This window comes from Mesorhizobium sp. M0052, from assembly GCF_040323255.1.
In the GTDB taxonomy this organism is placed as follows: Bacteria; Pseudomonadota; Alphaproteobacteria; order Rhizobiales; family Rhizobiaceae; genus Mesorhizobium.
The window spans coordinates 20,757-40,144 of the sequence record NZ_JAMYUS010000011.1 but is presented as its reverse complement, the minus strand read 5'-3'; the positions used below and the strand labels follow the sequence as shown (position 1 = coordinate 40,144).

At 62.8% G+C, this 19,388-nt stretch carries 19 protein-coding genes, 1 pseudogene and 1 riboswitch; of the genes and pseudogenes, 7 read left to right on the top strand and 13 right to left on the bottom strand.

Features of this window, described 5'->3' with window-relative positions:
• Positions 1–9: 9 nt before the first annotated feature.
• From NKJ77_RS16525 to NKJ77_RS16515, 3 genes and pseudogenes are all read left to right on the top strand, one after another.
• Positions 10–228, top strand: a pseudogene (locus tag NKJ77_RS16525) (PDZ domain-containing protein); the annotation flags it as partial.
• 130 nt (positions 229–358) lie between these two features.
• Positions 359–970 carry a sulfite oxidase-like oxidoreductase gene (locus tag NKJ77_RS16520; RefSeq protein ID WP_023831244.1) on the top strand — a complete coding sequence of 204 codons (612 nt, stop codon included), beginning with the start codon at positions 359–361 and terminating at the stop codon, positions 968–970.
• On the top strand, positions 967–1,707 hold the full coding sequence (locus NKJ77_RS16515) for an FAD-binding oxidoreductase (RefSeq protein WP_023831245.1): 741 nt from the start codon (positions 967–969) through the stop codon (positions 1,705–1,707). The genes NKJ77_RS16520 and NKJ77_RS16515 overlap by 4 nt, the downstream gene beginning before the upstream one ends.
• A gap of 45 nt (positions 1,708–1,752) precedes the next feature.
• Here the strand turns inward: NKJ77_RS16515 and NKJ77_RS16510 are convergent, their stop codons facing one another.
• The 8 genes from NKJ77_RS16510 to NKJ77_RS16475 form a co-directional block, all read right to left on the bottom strand.
• A complete protein-coding gene (locus NKJ77_RS16510) occupies positions 1,753–3,219 on the bottom strand; it encodes a nucleotidyltransferase family protein (RefSeq protein ID WP_023831246.1) in 1,467 nt (488 codons plus the stop codon).
• A complete protein-coding gene (locus tag NKJ77_RS16505) occupies positions 3,219–3,911 on the bottom strand; it encodes a glycosyltransferase family 2 protein (protein ID WP_245266112.1) in 693 nt (230 codons plus the stop codon). The genes NKJ77_RS16510 and NKJ77_RS16505 overlap by 1 nt, the downstream gene beginning before the upstream one ends.
• Complete coding sequence (locus tag NKJ77_RS16500; protein ID WP_352535467.1) at positions 3,896–4,648, bottom strand: glycosyltransferase family 2 protein; 753 nt, start codon at positions 4,646–4,648, stop codon at positions 3,896–3,898. The genes NKJ77_RS16505 and NKJ77_RS16500 overlap by 16 nt, the downstream gene beginning before the upstream one ends.
• A 33-nt stretch (positions 4,649–4,681) precedes the next feature.
• Positions 4,682–5,425: a glycosyltransferase family 2 protein gene (locus NKJ77_RS16495; RefSeq protein WP_023831249.1), complete on the bottom strand. Its 744-nt coding sequence runs from the start codon at positions 5,423–5,425 to the stop codon at positions 4,682–4,684.
• Complete coding sequence (locus NKJ77_RS16490; RefSeq protein WP_023831250.1) at positions 5,422–6,471, bottom strand: hypothetical protein; 1,050 nt, start codon at positions 6,469–6,471, stop codon at positions 5,422–5,424. The genes NKJ77_RS16495 and NKJ77_RS16490 overlap by 4 nt, the downstream gene beginning before the upstream one ends.
• A 151-nt stretch (positions 6,472–6,622) precedes the next feature.
• Positions 6,623–7,045: a PqqD family protein gene (locus tag NKJ77_RS16485; protein WP_023696905.1), complete on the bottom strand. Its 423-nt coding sequence runs from the start codon at positions 7,043–7,045 to the stop codon at positions 6,623–6,625.
• A gap of 161 nt (positions 7,046–7,206) precedes the next feature.
• Positions 7,207–8,307 carry an FAD-binding oxidoreductase gene (locus tag NKJ77_RS16480; protein ID WP_023831251.1) on the bottom strand — a complete coding sequence of 367 codons (1,101 nt, stop codon included), beginning with the start codon at positions 8,305–8,307 and terminating at the stop codon, positions 7,207–7,209.
• Positions 8,308–8,343: 36 nt separating this feature from the next.
• Complete coding sequence (locus tag NKJ77_RS16475; protein WP_023725911.1) at positions 8,344–9,591, bottom strand: aromatic ring-hydroxylating oxygenase subunit alpha; 1,248 nt, start codon at positions 9,589–9,591, stop codon at positions 8,344–8,346.
• Positions 9,592–9,708: 117 nt separating this feature from the next.
• Positions 9,709–9,910, bottom strand: a riboswitch (cobalamin riboswitch).
• Positions 9,911–10,401: 491 nt separating this feature from the next.
• Between NKJ77_RS16475 and NKJ77_RS16470 the strand changes: the two genes are divergently transcribed.
• The 3 genes from NKJ77_RS16470 (at position 10,402) to NKJ77_RS16460 (ending at position 11,183) form a co-directional block, all read left to right on the top strand.
• Entirely contained in the window at positions 10,402–10,608 is a 207-nt protein-coding gene (locus NKJ77_RS16470; protein WP_023668885.1) for a DUF680 domain-containing protein, read from the top strand.
• 66 nt (positions 10,609–10,674) lie between these two features.
• Positions 10,675–10,878 carry a DUF680 domain-containing protein gene (locus NKJ77_RS16465; protein ID WP_023668886.1) on the top strand — a complete coding sequence of 68 codons (204 nt, stop codon included), beginning with the start codon at positions 10,675–10,677 and terminating at the stop codon, positions 10,876–10,878.
• A gap of 71 nt (positions 10,879–10,949) precedes the next feature.
• Complete coding sequence (locus tag NKJ77_RS16460) at positions 10,950–11,183, top strand: DUF680 domain-containing protein (protein ID WP_023831253.1); 234 nt, start codon at positions 10,950–10,952, stop codon at positions 11,181–11,183.
• 72 nt (positions 11,184–11,255) lie between these two features.
• On the opposite strand, the gene NKJ77_RS16455 is transcribed toward NKJ77_RS16460, so the two are convergent.
• The 5 genes from NKJ77_RS16455 to NKJ77_RS16435 form a co-directional block, all read right to left on the bottom strand.
• The gene (locus NKJ77_RS16455; protein ID WP_023668888.1) at positions 11,256–12,368 is read right to left on the bottom strand and encodes an ABC transporter ATP-binding protein; all 1,113 of its coding nucleotides are present in this window, start codon (positions 12,366–12,368) and stop codon (positions 11,256–11,258) included.
• Positions 12,369–12,434: 66 nt separating this feature from the next.
• The gene (gene bglA / locus NKJ77_RS16450; RefSeq protein ID WP_031195265.1) at positions 12,435–14,099 is read right to left on the bottom strand and encodes a beta-galactosidase BglA; all 1,665 of its coding nucleotides are present in this window, start codon (positions 14,097–14,099) and stop codon (positions 12,435–12,437) included.
• Positions 14,100–14,104: 5 nt separating this feature from the next.
• A complete protein-coding gene (locus tag NKJ77_RS16445; protein ID WP_023715517.1) occupies positions 14,105–15,259 on the bottom strand; it encodes a carbohydrate ABC transporter permease in 1,155 nt (384 codons plus the stop codon).
• 1 nt (position 15,260) lies between these two features.
• Positions 15,261–16,274, bottom strand: coding sequence for a carbohydrate ABC transporter permease (locus NKJ77_RS16440; protein ID WP_023668891.1), 1,014 nt, complete (start codon positions 16,272–16,274; stop codon positions 15,261–15,263).
• Positions 16,275–16,509: 235 nt separating this feature from the next.
• Positions 16,510–17,865 (bottom strand): ABC transporter substrate-binding protein, encoded by a 1,356-nt coding sequence (locus NKJ77_RS16435; protein ID WP_023668892.1) that lies wholly within the window; start codon positions 17,863–17,865, stop codon positions 16,510–16,512.
• A 365-nt stretch (positions 17,866–18,230) separates the two neighbouring features.
• Between NKJ77_RS16435 and NKJ77_RS16430 the strand changes: the two genes are divergently transcribed.
• Positions 18,231–19,253 carry a substrate-binding domain-containing protein gene (locus NKJ77_RS16430; RefSeq protein WP_023684299.1) on the top strand — a complete coding sequence of 341 codons (1,023 nt, stop codon included), beginning with the start codon at positions 18,231–18,233 and terminating at the stop codon, positions 19,251–19,253.
• The last annotated feature ends 135 nt before the right edge of the window (positions 19,254–19,388 follow it).

The window sequence follows — 19,388 nt, the reverse complement described above, 5'->3', positions numbered from 1 at the left end:
CAGCGTGGCGCCGTGGTCGAGCGCGTCAATCCGGACACGGCAGCCGCCAATGCGGGCCTGCAGCCGGGCGACGTCATCGTCGCCGTCGACCAGTCGCCGGTGCGGAATGCGCGGCAAGCCAACCAGGCGATCGCCGAGGCCGGCAGATCGGGCCGGAAGTCGGTGCTGCTTTTGATCGATCGCGGCGACGCGCAAATCTTCGTCGCCGTATCCTTCGCCGCCGGTTGAGACATCATGGCAGGCTCGCCGGACCACCGACAGGCCTGCCGCACGGCCGCCGAAATTCCTATTGCCCGCCGCGACATCTTCGAGAACATTACGGCAGGCCGGCAATGGCCTGCTAAAAACGGACAGTCAAATGGTCACTCGCGGTTTTTCCTCCGGTCGAAAGCCTCCGACGGAGACCGATGCGCGCATTCCGCCCGGTCAGTATCTCGAACAGGGCTTTCCGGTGCTGTCGGCGGGGCCGACGCCGCGCGTGCGCACCGAGGACTGGTCGTTCACGCTCAAGCACGGGCCACGCCCGATCAAGAAGTGGAACTGGGCCGAGTTCAACGCGCTGCCCTTGACCAAGATGACGCGCGACATCCATTGCGTTACCGCCTGGACCAAGTTCGATACCGCCTGGCAAGGCGTGCTGGTCGACGACATCCTTGCCGATGCCGGTATCGAAGCGCCGACCAGCTTCCTGCTGGCGCATGGCTATGACGGCTACACCACCAACGTGCCGGCCAAGGATCTCACCGCGGGGAAGGCGATTGTGGCGCTGCTTTATGAAGGCAAGCCGATCACTGCCGACCATGGCGGCCCGGCGCGGCTCTTGGTGCCGCATCTCTATTTCTGGAAATCGGCCAAATGGCTGAACGGACTGCAGTTCACCGAGCGCGACGAGCCGGGCTTCTGGGAATTGCGCGGCTATCACATCTATGGCGACCCGTGGCGCGAGCAGCGCTATAGCGGCGATCCATGAGCGAAGCGCCGCAATCTCCCTGGCAGACGGCGAAAATCACCCGAATCGAAAAGCGGACGCCACGCGTTGCCAGTTTCTTCTTCGCGCTGTCACGGCCATTCGCCTATCGCGCCGGCCAGCATGTCGACGTCAGGCTGACGGCGCCTGACGGCTACCAGGCGCGCCGCTCCTATTCCATCGCTTCGGCGCCGGAGAGCGGCGCCACGATCGAGCTGGCTATCGAGAAGCTCGACGATGGTGAAGTCTCGCCCTTCTTCCACGACATCGCCGCTGTCGGTGACGAGATCGAACTGCGCGGGCCGCTCGGCGGCCATTTCGTCTGGTCCGATGGGGATGGCGGGCCGCTGCTTCTGGTCGGCGGCGGCTCCGGCGTGGTGCCGCTGATGGCGATGGTGCGGCATAGAACCTTGCGCAAATCGGCGGTGCCGGTGGCGCTGATGTTTTCGGTGCGGGTCTGGGACGAGGTGATCTTCCGCGACGAGCTGATCGGTCTCGGTGACCGCCGCGACGGGTTCGAGCTGGTGCTGACGCTGACGCGCGAGGCCGTACGGCGCCCGTCCGACTATTCGAGGCGCATCGACACGGCAATGGTCATGCAGGCGCTCACGCGGCTGCCGCGGCCGCCGGCGCTCGCCTTCGTCTGCGGGTCGAACGCCTTCGTCTCGGCGGCTGCCCGGGCGCTGATCGACGCCGGCATATCAGCGGAAATCATCCGCACCGAGCGCTATGGCGTCTGAGAGGGCCACAGTGGTTCAATGTTTCATGGAAACAGCGACCCGCTCTCAGGCGGGTGAAAACCTTGCCGACAGCAATTGGAACGGCAGCGCGCCATAGGCGGCGACTTCGGCCTCATTGTCCCAGTTGCGGAACTGGCGCGATGGCCGTGCTTCGATCACCAGAGGCCGGCCGGTGTCGTCCACCGTTACCTTGCCGCGAAAGCGCAGCACACGTCCGCCGCCGGCGCGGCTGATCACCATGGAACGCAGGCGGGCGACATGGCCGCCGCCGGCATTGATTTCCATCTCAATGCGGCGCCGGATTGGTGGAACGACGATCCTGACGGTGACGTCCAGCACCATCTCTCCAGTCCTGTCCGGACGCGGCAGGGGCTGGGAAAGTGCAAACGGCGCCGACGTTGCTCTTGCCTTGCGCAATGTCGGCCTGCCGCGCCAGACGGCGGGCGTCGGCTGCTGCAGGCGGCCCTTCTTGCGTTTCAGGCGCAACTGCTTGGCAAAGCCGCGCGACAGCCAAACGAGGCCGCCGAAATCGGTGCGCGGCTTGGCCTGCAGCACCGAGGACCAGCGCGACAGGCAGGCGCGGTCGGCCAACTCAATCGTCTTTGCAAGTTCGGCCTCCGGCACCGCAATGCCGATCTCCAGGCAGAGATAGGAGAGCGCCACCGCCGCGGCGACGGCGAGACCCCGCTTGGCGATGATGTCGGCGAACACGCCCCAGTCGACTGCGCCACTCTCGATGGCGACCGCACAGTCGACCAGCCAGTCGCTGTGGGTGTGGGCATCGAGGCCGCCATGGGCGATGGCAAGCGCCATGCGGTCGGCCGGAGAGGGAACAAGCACGCGGACGCCATTGAAGTCGGCTGACAGCGCCCGCTGCCAGATCGCCAGATCATCTTCCGCGCTTTGCTGCGACCCGTCATAAGCGAGCTGGTGCAGGTCGATGTCGCCGAAACTGCCCTTGAAGAAATTCATCGAACGCAAGGACGCCAGCCTGGTGCGCAGATATTGCGGACTGACGCCGGTGGCGATCTGCCAGTCGCGTTCGCTAAGCACATCGAAGGCGGCAATCATGTCCTGCGGGCGCACCAGTATGTCGATGTCATGCGCCACCCGGCCGCGCTGCGCCGACGCGTTGACGGCGATGCGGCTGGCGCCTTTGATAAGCATCACCGCGCAGCCGGCGTCGATCATGGCCTGTAGCGCCGGCTCGGCCTCGCGCGCAGCCAGTCGCGATTTGGTCCACAGCATCTTTTGCAGGCCGACAAGACGTGGATAGGCCGGATGCCCAGCGAGCTTGCGGCCGAACCTGTCGGAGATCGCGGCCAGCAGCCGATGCTCGCGGAAAGCAGCATGGTCGATATCGTTCTCGTCGAGCCAGCGCGCCGCATAGCCCCCGGCCGCCTCTTCATCGGGGAGCAATGCGGCCTTCAGCAACTGGTCGAGGCCGCCGGTAGGCCACGACCAGCCATAGTCCGGAAAGCGGCGGCCGATACGGCGCATGGCATTGGCCATCAGTCGGCGCTCGCCTTTTTCGCTGCTCGCCTTTGCATGGCCAGCCTTACGACTTCGAGATAACCGCGATCGCGCACGGGGTCGCGTCCATAGGACATGCTGTCGGGCCGGATGCGGCGCAAGGTCAGGACATCGTCGAGCATGGCAAGCGCAAAGCCCGCCTCGCGGGCACGGGCGATCCAGTCGACCATGTCGCCGCGACCGCCTTGCGGGTCGATGATCGGACCGACGGCCTCGGCTACCTCCCGGCGGATCATCATCGTCGTGCGCGACCAGCCCGCCACGGCCACGTCCTGTTGCACATCGGGCTTATCATCGCGAAACGTCCGCCAGTGGGCAAAGACTGCTGCCGTCGCGGGAAACCGCTCGAAATGCTCCAGCTGCCTTTCGATCTTGGTCGGCAGCCACAGATCGTCTGCATCGAGCGTGGCGACGAAGGGCGTCGCCAGCGCGGCGATGCCCCTGGTGGTGGCGCTGCCTGGTCCGGCATTGTCCTGGCGCAACACCCGCACCGGCATGCCCAGCGCATTGACCACCGCGACCGTATCGTCGGTCGAGCCGTCATCGACGACGATTATGGCGTCGGGCTGGACCGTCTGGGCCGCGACCGATCGCAGCGTCTCGGCGATGGTGGCGGTCGCGTTGAAGGCCGGAATGACGACGCCGTAGCTGGCCATCACAGGAAACGCCAATTCGCAAGTTCCTTGAAATCGAAGATGCCGTCGACAGGGTGCAAGGAGCGGTCGGCCTCGCGCCGTTTCATCGACTTGTAGACGGCGCGCATGAATTCGCGAAAAGGAACATCGGCCTGCCTGGTCATGTTGCCGGGATGGCGCCGGTAATAGAGCGCAACAGTGTCGGGCATCGTGAATTTCGGCCCGCTTTCGAAAGTGCGCAGCAGATAGTCGGTGTCCTCGGCCTGGTGGAAATCCTCGTCGAAGCTGCCGATGCGTTCGACCAACCGCCGGACGAAGATAGCGGGAGACAGGTGAATGCCGCGAACCGTCACCGAGTGGCTGTCGGCTGTCGGCTCCAGCGTATCGTCATCTATGTCGTCGACCAACGTCATGCGCGAATAGGTCAGCTCGAGGGTGGGGTCTGCGTCGAAACAGGCCAGATCCGCCTTGAAGCGGCCGGGCGGGGAAATGTCGTCCGAATCGAGAAACGATACCAGCCCGGTCTGCGGCAGCAATTGCCGCAAGCCCGCGTTGCGCGCCCGCGTCACCCCGGCATTCTCCTGCTGGAAAAGGCGAATGCACGGCTCCTCCGCGATCAGCGAGCGCACGACCGCCGCCGAACTGTCGGTCGAACCGTCATCGATAACGATGATGTCGAGATCGGCGGCGTCGCGCTGCCTCAGCAGCGAGCGCAGCGCCGAGCCGACATGGCGTTCGCGGTTGTAGACCGGCATGATCACGCTCAGCTTCACGCACGCATTCCAGGCTGTGATCTGTTCATTCTTTCACCACTCTGCCGGGCGCTTGATCTCGAAAAGCCCCTCGACCGGGCGCCGCGACGGATCGGCCTTGCGCCGCCGCAAGGATTTCTGAATCACACGCAGATATTCGCGCACCGCCACATCCCTTTGCTTGGTCAAATTGCCGGGGTGGCGCCGGTAGTATACCGCGACGGTGTCGGGAAAAATGTGCTTTGGGCTGGTTTCGAAAATGCGCAGCAGATAGTCGGCGTCTTCGCCCTGCCGGAACTCCTCGTCGAAAGCACCTGTACGGTCGATGAGTGCCCTGCGGAATATCCCGGCGCTAAGGCTGACGCCGCGCACGGTGGGACCTGCGCCGCCCCGTGCCGGCTGCAGGGTTTCGTCGTCCATGAGATCGACGCGCGTCATCAGCGAGTAGGTCAGCTCGAGCGCAGGGTCGGCCGCGAACAGGGGTAGGCCAGCCTTGAATCGTCCAGCCGGCGAGACGTCGTCCGAATCCAGGAACGACACCAGTTCGGTTTGCGGCAGCAACTGCTTCAGCCCTGTGTTGCGCGCGTTGGCCACGCCCTGGTTGGCCTGCTGGAACAGGCGGATGCACGATGCTTCCCGCATGATGGCGCGGACGGCTTCAACGGAGCTGTCCGTCGACCCGTCGTCGACAACGATGATATCGAGATCGGCATCGTCGCGTTGCCTGAGCAGGGACCGCAACGTCGAAACGACATAGATCTCCCGATTGTAGACCGGCACGATGACGCTCAACTTCATGCAGCGCCCCGAAGGACGAAATCCGCAATCGTGCCGGCGATCTCGCGCGGCTCGGTCCCCAGCGACAGCCGGTAGCATGGCAGATCGCGGGTAAGCTCGCTGAAAAAGCGAAAGCCCGCTTCCCGCTCGCCCGGCATCTGCACGATTCCTGACGGCGCCAGGGCGATCATGGCATCCTTGCGCGATATGGGCATGACCGAGCTTCTCGCACCTCCCCTGATATGGGGCACTATCAAAGCAATAATGTCCAGACTTGCAGGAGTTGGTCGAGGCGCGATCTCGTCGATGTGAAAGGCATGCTTGCCTTGCCAGTTCAGCGGTTGGTACGACTTTAGCCGACCCTCCAGCTTCAGCCGCCTGAAGCCCTCCGGATCCTGCTTGAGCGTGGCAAACAGCGGATAGGCCGTCACCCCCTCGGTCCGGTCGATCAGCACATAGTCGTCGCCGACGCTATCGAGCCCATTGAGCAGGCCGGCGACGACCGTTCCCGATTTGCCGGCACCGCCGGAGCCCGCCAGCAGGACGCCCTTGCCATCGATGCCCAGCGTGCCGGCATGGGTGAGCCGCATGCCGCGCGCCGCATATTCCCAATGCAGGAAGGCGCGCAGCGGCGCCCCTTGTTCCCATGGCGGAAAGGCGTCGGCCGACATCATCAGCTGCGCCCCGACATGGCGTTGCGGATCATGGAACTGCCAGAAGTCGAGGTCATGATAGTAGCTGCCGCGCAATCCGGCCTCTTCCAGCCGGTTGGCAAAGGCATGATGGTTGTAATCGCCTCGGCCCCAGGTAGCCGGGGCGGGGACGCCATCGATGGCCGGGTGGGCGACGAAAATGCGGCAGCCGTCAGATGCAGACGGATTTTCCGGGGCCGGTATGAAGGCATGGCTCATGGCTTCCGCCAGCGTGCCATGGTCGAGGTGGACACTCAGGTCCAGTCCCGGCAACCGCACCCCGGCGGTAACGGGATAGAAGGCGGCGGCGCTTTCCGCGGCCGCCAGCACATGGCGGGCATAATCCGGCAGGGTTTGCAGCGTGATCAAAGGCATGTGTTGGTTGTTCAGCGTCCAGAATTGCGCCGGGTCGCCTGATGCATGTCGCTCGGGGTGGCCCCGGTTTTGAGACGACGACATGCATAAAATCAAAGATCTAAACCGCGTCGCCTGAGTCCGTCAAACGCGACGCGCTTTAGGGAAACGATTATGCCTGTTTCACCGCCGGCCAGCCGAGAGGTTCCTCGACCTCATGGATCGGGTCGACAATGATGAGATCGGCAAGGTCGTCGTGGACATCGACCTTGAGCGGCTCATTGCTGGCAGCAAGCGCAGACGACAGCTCGCCCGAAAGCGGTTGTGCCGGTGTTTCGGCTGGCGCAAGCAACCCGAAATCGAGCAGTCGGGCAACGAAGCTTTCGAGGTCGGCCAGGCTTATTTTTGCGGCGCCCGCGGCAGCTCCGACCAGCGCTTCAGTGGCGACGCCGGACGACAAAGCCTGCCAGACCCGGCTGCCGGAATCGGAAAAGCCGAAATACTTACCGTTCGAAAGATCGAGAACGACGGCTTCGCCATCGAATGATTCGAAAACGATGTCCTTGCTTGCGACCGCGTAGACCCGCTGTTGCATCGCTCTGTCCCCGTTCCATGCGCCCATGAAGGGATGCGCCGGTTTCACGGTCTGCCCAGCCCTTCCTAAGTGCGTCTAAATCACTCGGCCTATGCTTGGCAAGACAAAGACCCGCGAACACAACGCCTGCGTCGGCGACCGTTGCGGCGAAGTCGACCGGCTCAAGCCTCGATTTCGAGCGCCGACAGCGGTTTCGAGCAGCAGGCAAGGATGAAACCGTCATCGATCTCGTGGTCGAGGATGCCGCCATTGTGGCTCATCTCGACTTCGCCGCAGACCTTCTTCACCTTGCAGGTGCCGCACAGGCCGAACTCGCAGGCGGCGGGAATCCGCACGCCCGAGCTGCGCGCGGTCTGCAGCACGGTCTGGCCGGCGACGCATTCGGCATCGACCTCCGAAAGCGAGAAGCGGATCGGCGTCACGGCTTCGACAGGTGCAGCGATGCCGTCCTCGACCGGGGAGGCAAACGGCGCCGGAATTTCCTCCATCACAGGCGCGGCAAAGCTCTCCTGATGGTATTTCGTCATGTCGAAGCCGGCGGCATCCAGCATGCCGCGCACGGCGCGCATGAACGGATCGGGGCCGCAGCAGAAGATTTCGCGCTCGCGGAAATCCGGAGCCAGCAAGGGCAGCCGGATCGCGTCGATGCGCCCCATATGACCGTACCAGCCCTCGCGGCTGGAACGTTCCTCGATCATGAAGCCGAGCGACAGGCCGGGCATATGGCCGCCGAGCAGTTCGAGTTCCTTGCGGAAGATGATCTCTTCGGCACGCCGCGCGCAGTTGACGAAACCGACATCGGTCCATGGCGCGCAGTCGTTCAGCCAGCGCAGCATCGACATCATCGGCGTCACGCCGGAGCCGGCGGAAATGAACAGGTATTTGGCCGCCGGGTGGCTGTGCAACGAGAAGTCGCCGGCCGGTCCGTAGGCCTTGACATGCGAACCGGGCACCAGATGGTCGAACATCCAGCGCGTGCCGATGCTGCCGGCCTGCGCCTTGACCGTCACCGCGATCGAAAACGGCCGCGATGGCGACGACGACAGCGTATAGGTGCGCATCAGTGGCCCGTCCGGTGTCGGCAGTTCCAGCGTCAAGAACTGGCCCGGCTTGTAGCGGAACCAGGTCTGGTTGTCGGAGCGGAAGGTGAAGGTCTTGACGTCGGGCGCCTCGTCGCTGACGCCGGTCACTTCCAGCACCTGCAGCCTGTCGTTCCACGGCGCCATCTGGTCAAGATGGCGATAGAGCCCAAGATCCGTCATCGCATCATCCTCCGGTCCTTCCTCGCCTGCTCCAGCTCACGCGACGCTGCGCAGCGCCGGCCGGCCGCCTTCGGCAAGGCGCGGGCCGATGAAGGCCGCGTACCATTCGACGAACTGGATCACGCCGCCCTCATGCAGCTCCGAATAGGGGCCGGGCTCATAGGCCGGCGACAGGATGCCGAAGGCGTTTTCCTCGACGATGCGGCGGTCCTGGTCGTTGGTCTCGGTCCAGACGTGGGTGAGCTCTTCAAGGTTGTAGTCGACGCCCTCGACCGCATCCTTGTGCACCAGCCACTTGGTCGTCACCGCGGTTTCGGTGGCGCTGATCGGCAGCACCCGGAAGGTGACCGCATGGTCGATCAGGATGTGGTTCCAGGTCGTCGGATAGTGGTAGTGCATTAAGGTGCCGATGCGGTCGGCGGCAACAGTGTCGGACAGGTTCTTCGTCACCGCGCGCTTTCCCGACATCGTGTAGCTGACGGCATCGCGCAGCAGCGGCGCGCGGGTGGCGCGGTATTGCCCGGCCGGATCGATGCGGAACTTGCTCGGCAGGCCCGCCGCCTCACATTTCGCCCAGTGCGCCAGCATCTCCGGATCGCTGTCGGCGCCCTGCACGCCGGTCACCGTCGGCGCTTCGGGGAATGTCTTGCACAGCTCCGGATGATTGCCGGCGCAGTGATAGCATTCGCGGTTGTTTTCCCAGACCAGCTTCCAGTTGCCCTTCTCGATGATGGTGCTCTCGAATGCGACCTTGGCTTCATTCAGCCTGTGCGGCTTGAGGTAGGGCTCTATCATGGCGCGCATCGGCGCAAAGTCGGCAGGTTCTTTCGCCAGGCAGATGAAGATGTAACCGCCGACGCTCTCGCAAGCGACGGGCTTCAGGCCGAACTGGCTCTTGTCGAAACCGTCGGCCATCTGGCGGGCAAACAGCAGCCGGCCGTCAAGCTCGTAGGTCCACTGGTGATAAGGGCAGACAAGCTTTGCCGCCATCCCCTTCTCAGTGTTGCAGACACGGCTGCCGCGATGGCGGCAGGAATTGTGGAAGGCGTTGATGTTGCCCTTCTGGTCGCGGACCAGCACCACCGGATAACCGCCGATCTGCACGGTGATATAGCTGCCGGGCTTCGGCAGTTCGCAATCATGGCCGATGAACAGCCAGTCGCGATACCAGATAAGCTCCATGTCGAGCTTGAAATAGTCCGGGTCGGTGTAGAAGGGCTGTTCCAGCGAAAAGCCTTGCTTGCGGCCGTTCAGGAGCCTCAGCATGTCGTTGCGCGTATCCATAGTTCTGTCCTCGTGGTTTAAGGACTGAACTTGGTGGTGATGGAGGAAGGATCGGACGCAGGCCGGCGCGGCGCCGGACATGCACTATCCACCTCTTGACCGCCCACCGCGATCAGTCGAGTCTAGGCATCTCGGGCTGGTTTCCGGGCTCTGGAGTTGTCCTTGCGGACCATCGCGACACCTTCCCAGGCTGCTGCCCAGTGGTCTCCCGTTGCGACTTCAACTCCACCACCGTTGCGGGGGCAGCGCCGGATTCTGACCGGCTTCCCAATTCTCCGCTGCGTCGTCACGAAGCGGCACCTGAGATGCGATCATCTAATCACGGCAGCGATCGCGACGTCGGCATGAAAGCGACATCATATCCATGCGGCGCGACACGCGCGGCATACGCCCCGCCGACCACCGAAGGGCTGAGATCCTGTCTTGCGGCGCTATCATCGCCGAATCGCTGCGGATCCAGTTCCGATCGGGGGCAAAAAGGGCTCAACGGTATCGAAAAGTTACTAGCAATCTCTAATCGAACCGAACGGTTCGTTTCTGTTGACAATGCGTGCAGGATGGTGTGAACGACGGCCCGGAAACCGACACCGGAGCGAACCACTCGGTTCGACATAAGCAACTGAAAACAATGCGATAAATGACCATAGAGGAACTTCCTGGCACAATTTCAAGGTGCAGGACCGTGGTCCACACGGAACAACTTCGTGATTGGAAACCAGCCTATGGCTTTCCCACATCGGGGCTGTCCGAACGACGCGAATTCCTCCCAAGACACGCCGCTAGACGGACAGACAAACTGGAGTACTAAAAATGAAAAAGATCATCCTCACTGCCGCAGCCGTTTTGGCGATCACCGGCAGCGCCTTCGCCGGTAGCGACAATTACGGTTCCAATGGTGCGAACCAGCCAGCCGTCTCGGTCGACAGCTCGTATACGGCTTCCATTCAGAAGCCGGCGCACGCTGACAAGCAGCCTGTCGTTCAGGGCGCCGACCGCGACCTCTACGGCAATCGCTGATCCCGACCAAAGAAGGGCGGCTAACCCGTCGCTCTCGGGATCCCAAAAAATTCAGGAGTATTTGAAATGAAAAAGATCATCCTTGCTGCCGCCGCCGTTTTGGCCATCTCCGGCAGCGCTTTCGCCGGCAGCGACAACTACGGTTCGAACGGCGCCAACCAGCCTGCGATTACGTCGACCGATAGTGGCCATACGGCTTCGGTTGAGAAGTCGGCTCCAGCCGAGCAGGCGCCTGCCCACGGTGCCGACCGTAACCTTTTCGGCCGCTAAAAGCCGGTTTCCAGCACGTGGCGGGCTTATCCGCTGCAGCTGGCGGCATCAGAAAAATTCAGGAGACTAAAATGAAGAAGATCGTTCTTGCCACCGCAGCCGTTCTGGCTGTTTCGAGCGCTGCCTTTGCCGGCAGCGACAATTATGGCTCCAATGGCGCCAACCAGCCGGCCGCTGCCGTCGACACCACCCGCACTTCGTCGACCGGCACCAAGTCGGCGGTCTACAAGCTGCTGAACTCGTCGAACGACCAACAGAAGTTCGTTCCTCAGAGCAGCGACAGGGATCGGTTCGGCAACAACTAACAGCCGAAGCTTAAAAAAGAGCGGCGGGCCTGGCCCGCCGCTCTTTTTTCATGCCTGTACGACGCAGCTATCTCAAGCCGCCTTCACTTCCACCGGCTTGAGCGAGAAGGAGTGCCCATCGGCGTCGAAGATGTGCAGGTCCCCGGCATCCGCGGTCAGTCGCAGCTTTGCCCCGCGCTTGACCTCGACATTGCCGGGCAGCTTGGTCACCAACGGCAGGTCAGCGCGGCCGATATCGACATAGACAAGCTGCACCTCGCCGAGTTGCTCGACATAGTCCACCACGCCCTCGAAAAGATATTCCGCGCCGGTGGCGGCCGACAGATCCTCCGGCCGCACGCCGAAGCTGACTGCCGCACCCTTTGCTGACGCCGGCGTTGCGATCGGCACCGTTGCCTTGCGGCCGCCGACATGGCTGACGATTGTCGGGTTGCCCGTCCTGTCGATTGTCGCCGGCAGGATGTTCATGGCCGGCGAGCCGATGAACTGGGCAACGAACAGATTGCCGGGCTTCTTGTAGAGGTCCATCGGCGTGCCGACCTGCTCGATATGGCCATCCTTCAGCACGACGATGCGGTCGGCGAGCGTCATCGCTTCGACCTGATCGTGGGTGACGTAGATCATGGTCGTGGCAGGCATCGATTCCTTGAGCTTGGCGATCTCGATGCGGGTCGCGACGCGCAGCGCCGCGTCGAGATTCGACAGCGGCTCGTCGAACAGGAACACTTTCGGATTGCGCACGATGGCGCGACCGATGGCGACACGCTGGCGCTGGCCGCCCGACATCGCCTTGGGCAGGCGGTCGAGATATTTGGTCAGCTGCAGGATTTCGGCGGCCTGCCGCACCCGCTTGTCGATCTCGGCCTTGCTTTCCTTGCCGATCTTCATAGAGAAGGCCATGTTGTCGTAGACGGTCATGTGCGGATAGAGCGCATAGGACTGGAACACCATGGCAATGCCGCGCTTGGAAGGCGGCACGTCGTTCACCACCTCGCCGGCGATCTTCAGCTCGCCGGAGGTGATCTCCTCAAGCCCGGCGATGGACCGCAGCAAGGTCGACTTGCCGCAACCCGACGGGCCGACGAAGACGATGAACTCGCCCGACTTTATGTCGAGGTCGATGCCGTGGAGAATGTGCAGATTGCCGTATGATTTCTTCACCTGTCTCAGCGTGACATCGGCCATAATTTCCTCCCAGTGATTTCCCTAGAGAACCTGGATTTCCTCAAAAAATCCAGTTTCGTCAAAAACTCAGTCGATGCGCCCGAACCAGGCGCCGTAGCCGCCGAGGCGGATGGAACCTGTGCCGGATTGTCCCGAAAAACCGTGCCCGGCCAATGGCAGCAGCGCCTGACCACCGAGATCGACCTCGGCCGGCTTGCTGGCCAGATTGAAGACGCAGACGATCTGCTCATTGCCCTCACGGCGGGTGAAGGCGACGGTGTCGCCCTCGCTTTCGATGAACTCGATGTCGCCTTTGGCCAGGGCCGGATGCTGGCGGCGGAAACCGAGAAAGCGCCGGTAGTGCTCGAGCAGCGAGGCCGCGTCGCCCTGCTGAACATTGACCGCTTGCGACAAGTGCTTGCCCGGCACCGGCAGCCAGGGCTTGGCCGTCGAAAAGCCGGCATTGCTGGCGGTTGCATCCCACACCATCGGCGTGCGGCAGCCGTCGCGGCCCTTGAATTCGGGCCAGAAGCGAATGCCGTAGGGGTCCTGCAGATCCTCGAACTGCAACTCGGCTTCGCCCAGCCCAAGCTCCTCTCCCTGATAGAGGCAGACCGAACCGCGCAGCGACATCAGCAGCGCCGAGATAACCTTCAGATAGGCGGCCGGGTCGGCCTCGTCGGCGGCCCAGCGCGAGGCCGGACGCATCACGTCGTGGTTGGAAAAGGCCCAGCACGACCAGCCGTCGCTGGCGACCTTGCCGAAGGCTTCCAGCACCTGGCGCACCTTGGCGGCGCTGATCTTTTCCGGCGCCAGGAAATCGAAGGAATAGCACATGTGGACGCGTTTGCCGCCGGCGGTGTAGGCGGCGACCACTTCCAGCCCACGCTGCGAATCGCCGACTTCGCCGACCGCGGCGGCCGCCGGATATTCGTCGAGCAGCGCCCGGAACCGTTCGAGGAAGGCAAGGTTTTCCGGCCGGCTCTTGTCGTAGATATGGTCCTGGTAGTTGTAGGGATTGACCGCAGGTGCTGTCTGGTCGTTGCGCTCTTCGGGCGGCAGCGGCGGATTGTTCTCCAGCCCCTGGCTGTGGAAGTAGAAATTGATGGTGTCGAGGCGGAAGCCGTCAACGCCGCGCTCCAGCCAGAAGCGGGTGACGTCGAGCAGCGCGTCCTGGACTTCCAGATTGTGGAAGTTGAGATCGGGCTGCTCGGACAGGAAGTTATGCAGGTAATATTGCTGGCGGCTGGTGTCCCACTGCCAGGCCGAGCCGCCGAAGATCGACAGCCAGTTGTTGGGCGGCGTGCCGTCCGGCCTGGCGTCGGCCCAGACATACCAGTCGGCCTTCGGATTGCCGCGGCTGGCGCGGCTCTCCTTGAACCATGGATGGTTGTCGGCGGTGTGCGACAGCACCTCGTCGATCATCACCTTGAGGCCGAGGTGATGGGCTTCCGCAACCAGCGCGTCGAAATCGGCGAGCGTCCCGAACATCGGGTCGACGTCGCAATAGTCCGAGACGTCGTAGCCGAAATCCTTCATCGGCGACTTGAAGAAGGGCGAAATCCAGATGGCGTCGACGCCGAGCGAGGCGATGTAGGGCAGCCTGCGGATGATGCCCTTGAGGTCGCCGATGCCGTCGCCATTGGAGTCCTGATAGGAGCGCGGATAGATCTGGTAGATCACCGCGCCCCGCCACCAGTCGCGACCGACGGCGAGATCGGGCTTCGAGGTCGCCTTCAAAGCGGCTTGCATAAGTCTCAACCTCCTTTGACCGAGCCGGCCAGCAGCCCGCGGACGAAATAGCGCTGCAGCGAGAAGAACACGATCAGCGGCACGATAATGGTGACGAAGGCCGATGTCGTCAGGATTTCCCAGTCGCCGCCGCGCGAGCCGAGCAGTGCGTTGAGCTTCGCGGTCAGCACGATCTGATCCCCTTCGGTACCGAGGAAAACCATTGCCACCAATAAGTCGTTCCACACCCACAGGAACTGGAAGATCGCAAAGGACGCCAGCACCGGGAAGGACAGCGGCAGCACGATCTTGACGAAGATTTCGAAATCGCTGGCGCCGTCGATACGCGCCGATTCCATGATCTCGCGCGGCAGGCCGGCAATATAGCTGCGCAGGAGATAGATGGCGAAGGGCAGGCCGAAGCCGGTATGCGCCAGCCAGATGCCGAGATAGGTTTTCGACGGCACACCGAAGAAGATGCCGACGCCGTTGTAGATCTTCAAAAGCGGGATCAAGGACATCTGCAGCGGCACGACCAGCAGGCCGATGATTGTTGCGATCAGCAAGGCGCGGCCGGGAAAACGCATCCACGCCAATGCATAGGCGGCGAAGGCGGCGATCAGGATCGGGATGACCGTCGCCGGGATGGTGACGGTCAGCGAGTTTATGAACGAGCGGCCGATACCCTCCGAAAACAGCACGGTCTTGTAATTGTCGGTGGTGAATTTCGGTGGCGCCGACGAGGCGTAATAGACGCGCTGGCCACGGTCGCCTTCGAAAGCCTTGGGCGAACTCATGACGAACGTTCCGTCGGCATTGAGCTGCAAGGTCACGCCGTCGCCGAGATCGGCAGTGGTGCCGGCCGGATATTGCGTCGGTGCCGCCGACTTGACGCCGAAGGCGCTGATGTTGCGCGCAGCACCGTCGCCGAAGATGTTGCCGGCAAGCACGAACTTGCCGTCCTTCTCGACCTGCGCCGAGGCCGGCGGCAGGCGGCCGGCTTCGGTCTGGCTGGAGCTGGAGAACGAGTTCCACCAGCCCGAGGCGATGATCTGGTCCTTGTCGCGCAGTGACGAGACCAGGATGCCGAGCGTCGGCACGGTCCAGATGGCGACGAAGACGAGCACGGCGATGTGGACGCCGAAGCGGCTGGCAAAGGACTTCCCGGTCGCGACGGCCATCTCAATGTCCTCCCGTCTCTTTGTTCGCCTGGCGGATGTTCCAGACCATGATCGGGATGACCGCGATCATGATGATGATGGCGATGGTGGCGCCGCGGCCGAAATCGCCGCCGCCGCGGAACATCCAGTCGAACATCAGATTGGCCAGCACCTGGCTGTTCCACTGGCCATTGGTCATGGTCAGCACGATGTCGAACACTTTCAGCACCAGGATGGTGATTGTCGTCCAGACCACGGCGATGGTGCCCCAGATCTGCGGCACCATGATCTTCCAGAAGATCTGGAACGGATTGGCGCCGTCGATGACCGCGGCTTCAAGCGTCTCTTCGGGGATGCCGCGCAACGCCGAAGACAGGATGACCATGGCAAAGCCGGTCTGGATCCAGATCAGGATGATCATCAGGAAGAAATTGTTCCAGAACGGCAGCGATATCCAGACCTGCGGCTGACCGCCGAAATACTGGATGATGGCGTTGAGCAGACCGATCTGCGTCTGGCCCTCGCCGCGATATTCGTAGATGAATTTCCAGATCACGCTGGCGCCGACGAAGGAGATCGCCAGCGGCAGGAAAATCAGGCTCTTGGCGATCGTGCCCCACCAGATCTTGTCAGTGAGCACGGCGATTATCAGCCCTAGAAAGGTGCAGGCGGCGGGCACCACCGCCAGCCAGATGATATTATTCAGGATCGAGTTGCGGAACTCGCGGTCGCCGAACGCCCATTCATAGTTGGCGAAGCCGACAAAATGCTGGCCGCCGCGGTCGAGGAAGGACAGCCAGAGCGTCGCCACCACCGGATAGATCAGGTAGACGGTGAGGATGATCATCGCCGGGCCGACGAACAGCCACGGACGGACCAGTCCTTGCCGGCGCAGATTGTCGATGGCCGCAGCCCCTGCCACGCCGCGCGACGGGAATATCAGGTCGACCAGCTTGTTGGCGCCCCAGAAATAGGCGACGCAGCCGCCGACGCCGATGATGATGACAAAAATGGCCGATAAGATCTGAGCAGCCATGGGTCCCTCTTCCCTGCGCATGATCGGCCGGGCCTTGAACAGCCCTGGCGATGTGGCTCTGCGCCGATTTAAGTTATTCTGAAACGAACGAACGCAAATCGGTCCGGCGTAAGGCGCCGGTCGGATCCGGGCCATAGCGGCCCGCATCCAGTCTGTGGAGGAAGTCCTGAATTTGCCGCCAAAGCAGCTGATTACTTGGCAGTGATTACTTGCCAGCTGACTGCTTGCCAGCTGACTACTTGATAGCGTCCCAGCTCTTCTGGATGTCGGTGGCGACATCCTGCGCCGACTTGCCGCCGACCAGATCGATCATGCCGGTCCAGAAGGCGCCGGCGCCGATCTTGCCCGGCATCAGGTCCGAACCGTCGAAGCGGAAGGTCGAGGCATTGGCGAGGATATCGCCCTGCTTCTTCAGCGCGTCGCTGGCATAGGCATCCTTGTTGACCGACTTGAGCGGCGTGACGAAGCCGCCCTGGGCCATCCAGATTTCATGTGCCAGCGGCATTTTCAGGAATTCGATGAACGCGCGTGCACCCTTCGAGTCCTTGGTGATCATGGCCAGCGTGCCGGCGCCGAGCACAGGCGTGCCGAGCTCGGGCTTCGAGGCATAGGGCGGGAAGTAGAAGAAGTCGGCGTCCTGTCCAACCTTTGTGCCTTCCGGGAAGAAGGTCGGGATGAACGATGCCTGATGGTGCAGGTAGCATTTCGGCGGCACCGAGAAGAGGCCCTTCGGGCTGTCGCGGAAGTCGGTCGCGGCAACCGCCTTGGCCCCACCGTCGACCATCTTGTCGTCGGTCGCGATCTTGCCGAAAATGTCGATGGCGTTGACCACCGCCGGATCGTTGAACGGGATCTCGTTCTTTACCCACTTGTCATACACGTCGGGCGCCTGGGTGCGCAGCATGATGTCTTCGACCCAGTCGGTCGCCGGCCAGCCGGTAGCGCCGCCTGAGCCGAGGCCGATGCACCACGGCGTGCCGCCGTCGGCGATGATCTTCTTCTCGAGGTCGGCGAGCTCTTCCTGGGTCTTGGGAACCTTGTAGCCGGCTTCCTCGAAATTGTCGGGCGAATACCAGACCAGCGATTTCACGTCGGCCTTGTAGGGGAAGGCGAAGAAGCCCGGCTTGCCGTCCTTGTCCTTGAAGGTGCCGAGATCGACCCATGACTGGCCGGCGCCGTAATTGTCCTTGATCCATTTGGCGGTGTCGTCGCCCAGCGGCGTCAAAAGGCCCTTGGACGCCAGATCCTGGATCAGGCCCGGCTGCGGCAGTACGGCGATATTGGGCGGGCTGCCGGCCTGGGTATCGATGACGATCTGCTGTTCGTAATTTTCCGACGAGGAGTATTTGATCTCGGCGCCGGTGGCTTCCTGAAAATATTCGAGAACAGTGCGGATGAGGCCTTCGTCCTCGCCGCGCCAGGGCCCGAAGATGGTCAGCGTCTCGCCCTTGAGATCGACCTTCTTCAGCTCTTCGTAATTGGCCCAGTTGAAGCGCTTGTCTTCCCCGGGCTTGAACTTCAGTTCGGCTTGCGCCGGCAGGGACAAGGCGAGTGTGGCAAACGCTGCGCCAAGCAGAAGCATCTTCTTCATCGGTATTCCTCCCAGTGTGGACACATACACCCGGGCGGAACCTCCATTCCGCCCGCCGACGCTGCAGGACTGTGACTCGTTCAGAAAGGAACCGCAACCTTTCGAAGAGTCTTCCAAAGCGCTTTGGCCTTTTTGATCTCGCCATTGAATCGGCTGGAAGTCAAGAGGGCGGTGGGCTAATCGATTTAATTTTAGTGGCGAGACGTTGCTAAAGTGCGCTGCAGCAAAGTATTTTCGCGCTGCAACAGCACAATTTGCTTCAAACTGGCCGGACCAGTGCGTATGGTCGCCCAGTTCCGTTGCGCTCGTCTTGGCGGCCACAGAGATTAAAAATTAAAAGCGCTTTGAGGCTTGGAGGCCTCCCAGTGAACCTGAAGCAGCTCTCTCATATGCTGGCCCTGTCGCAGACAACGGTAAGCCGTGCGCTCAACGGCTATCCCGAGGTCAACGAGGAAACCCGCCGGCGCGTGGTGGATGCCGCCAAGCGCCACGGCTACCGGCCCAACCCGAGCGCGCGCCGGCTGGCGACCGGCAAGACGGGCATGATCGGCTATGTGCTGCCGACGGGCGCCTCCGTCGACATCGACCCGCATTTCGTCGAGTTCCTGTCGGGTCTCGGCGACTATGCCCGCTCGCACGAGCTCGACCTGGTGCTGTCGCCGGCCGATGCCGACGACCAGGAAACCACCTATCGCCGCATCGTCGCCAACCGCCAGGTCGACGCCGTCTACATCTCCTCGCCGCGCCCGGCCGACCGGCGGGTGGCGCTGGTCAACACGCTCGGCATTCCCTTCATCGTCCATGGCCGCAGCGAAGGCTTCGATTTCGACTACCCCTTCACCGACATCGACAATGAGGGCGGCTTCCACGACGCCGCCCGGCTGCTGGTTCAGCTCGGCCACCGCCGGCTGGCGCTGATCAATGGCGACGACCGCGAGACCTTCGCCATCCACCGCGAGCGCGGCATGCGCAGGGCGCTGGCCGCGAGCGGCCTGACGCTCGGCGAGCGCCATGTCTGTTCACTCACCATGACCGAGGAGAACGGCTACCGCGCCGCCAGGCGCCTGCTCGAACAGAGCGAGCGGCCGACGGCGATCGCCTGCTCCAGCCTGATCATGTCGCTCGGCGTCGTGCGCGCGGTGCGCGACCTTGGCCTGACCATTCCCGGCGACCTGTCGTTGATTGCCCATGACGACGTCTTTCCATGGCTGAAGCCGGAGAATTTTTCCGTGCCGCTGTCGACGACGCGCTCGTCGATCCGCCTCGCCGGCGCCCGCATCGCCGAACGCCTGGCAGCGCGCATTTCCGGCTTGGAAGAAGGGGCGCGGGGCGAGGTCTGGCCTGTCGACCTGGTGGTGAGAGGCTCGGTCGCCGGCGCGCCGGTTTAGGGATTAATCCAATTGCTCCGCTGGGCAAGTTCACCCATGTGGATGTTGCCCGCAGATAGATTGACTTCGTTGGGACAACGGTCTGCCTGGACCTGTCCTTGATTTGGCTTCGAGTGGGTGGCAACCAGTAAGCCA

Coding starts and splice junctions, on each gene's coding strand:
- NKJ77_RS16520 (WP_023831244.1), top strand. CDS start 359: ATGGTCACTCGCGGTTTTTCCTCCGGTCGAAAGCCTCCGACGGAGACC.
- NKJ77_RS16515 (WP_023831245.1), top strand. CDS start 967: ATGAGCGAAGCGCCGCAATCTCCCTGGCAGACGGCGAAAATCACCCGA.
- NKJ77_RS16510 (WP_023831246.1), bottom strand. CDS start 3,219: ATGGCCAATGCCATGCGCCGTATCGGCCGCCGCTTTCCGGACTATGGC.
- NKJ77_RS16495 (WP_023831249.1), bottom strand. CDS start 5,425: ATGAAGTTGAGCGTCATCGTGCCGGTCTACAATCGGGAGATCTATGTC.
- NKJ77_RS16490 (WP_023831250.1), bottom strand. CDS start 6,471: ATGCCTTTGATCACGCTGCAAACCCTGCCGGATTATGCCCGCCATGTG.
- NKJ77_RS16485 (WP_023696905.1), bottom strand. CDS start 7,045: ATGCAACAGCGGGTCTACGCGGTCGCAAGCAAGGACATCGTTTTCGAA.
- NKJ77_RS16480 (WP_023831251.1), bottom strand. CDS start 8,307: ATGACGGATCTTGGGCTCTATCGCCATCTTGACCAGATGGCGCCGTGG.
- NKJ77_RS16475 (WP_023725911.1), bottom strand. CDS start 9,591: ATGGATACGCGCAACGACATGCTGAGGCTCCTGAACGGCCGCAAGCAA.
- NKJ77_RS16470 (WP_023668885.1), top strand. CDS start 10,402: ATGAAAAAGATCATCCTCACTGCCGCAGCCGTTTTGGCGATCACCGGC.
- NKJ77_RS16465 (WP_023668886.1), top strand. CDS start 10,675: ATGAAAAAGATCATCCTTGCTGCCGCCGCCGTTTTGGCCATCTCCGGC.
- NKJ77_RS16460 (WP_023831253.1), top strand. CDS start 10,950: ATGAAGAAGATCGTTCTTGCCACCGCAGCCGTTCTGGCTGTTTCGAGC.
- NKJ77_RS16455 (WP_023668888.1), bottom strand. CDS start 12,368: ATGGCCGATGTCACGCTGAGACAGGTGAAGAAATCATACGGCAATCTG.
- bglA (WP_031195265.1), bottom strand. CDS start 14,099: ATGCAAGCCGCTTTGAAGGCGACCTCGAAGCCCGATCTCGCCGTCGGT.
- NKJ77_RS16445 (WP_023715517.1), bottom strand. CDS start 15,259: ATGGCCGTCGCGACCGGGAAGTCCTTTGCCAGCCGCTTCGGCGTCCAC.
- NKJ77_RS16440 (WP_023668891.1), bottom strand. CDS start 16,274: ATGGCTGCTCAGATCTTATCGGCCATTTTTGTCATCATCATCGGCGTC.
- NKJ77_RS16435 (WP_023668892.1), bottom strand. CDS start 17,865: ATGAAGAAGATGCTTCTGCTTGGCGCAGCGTTTGCCACACTCGCCTTG.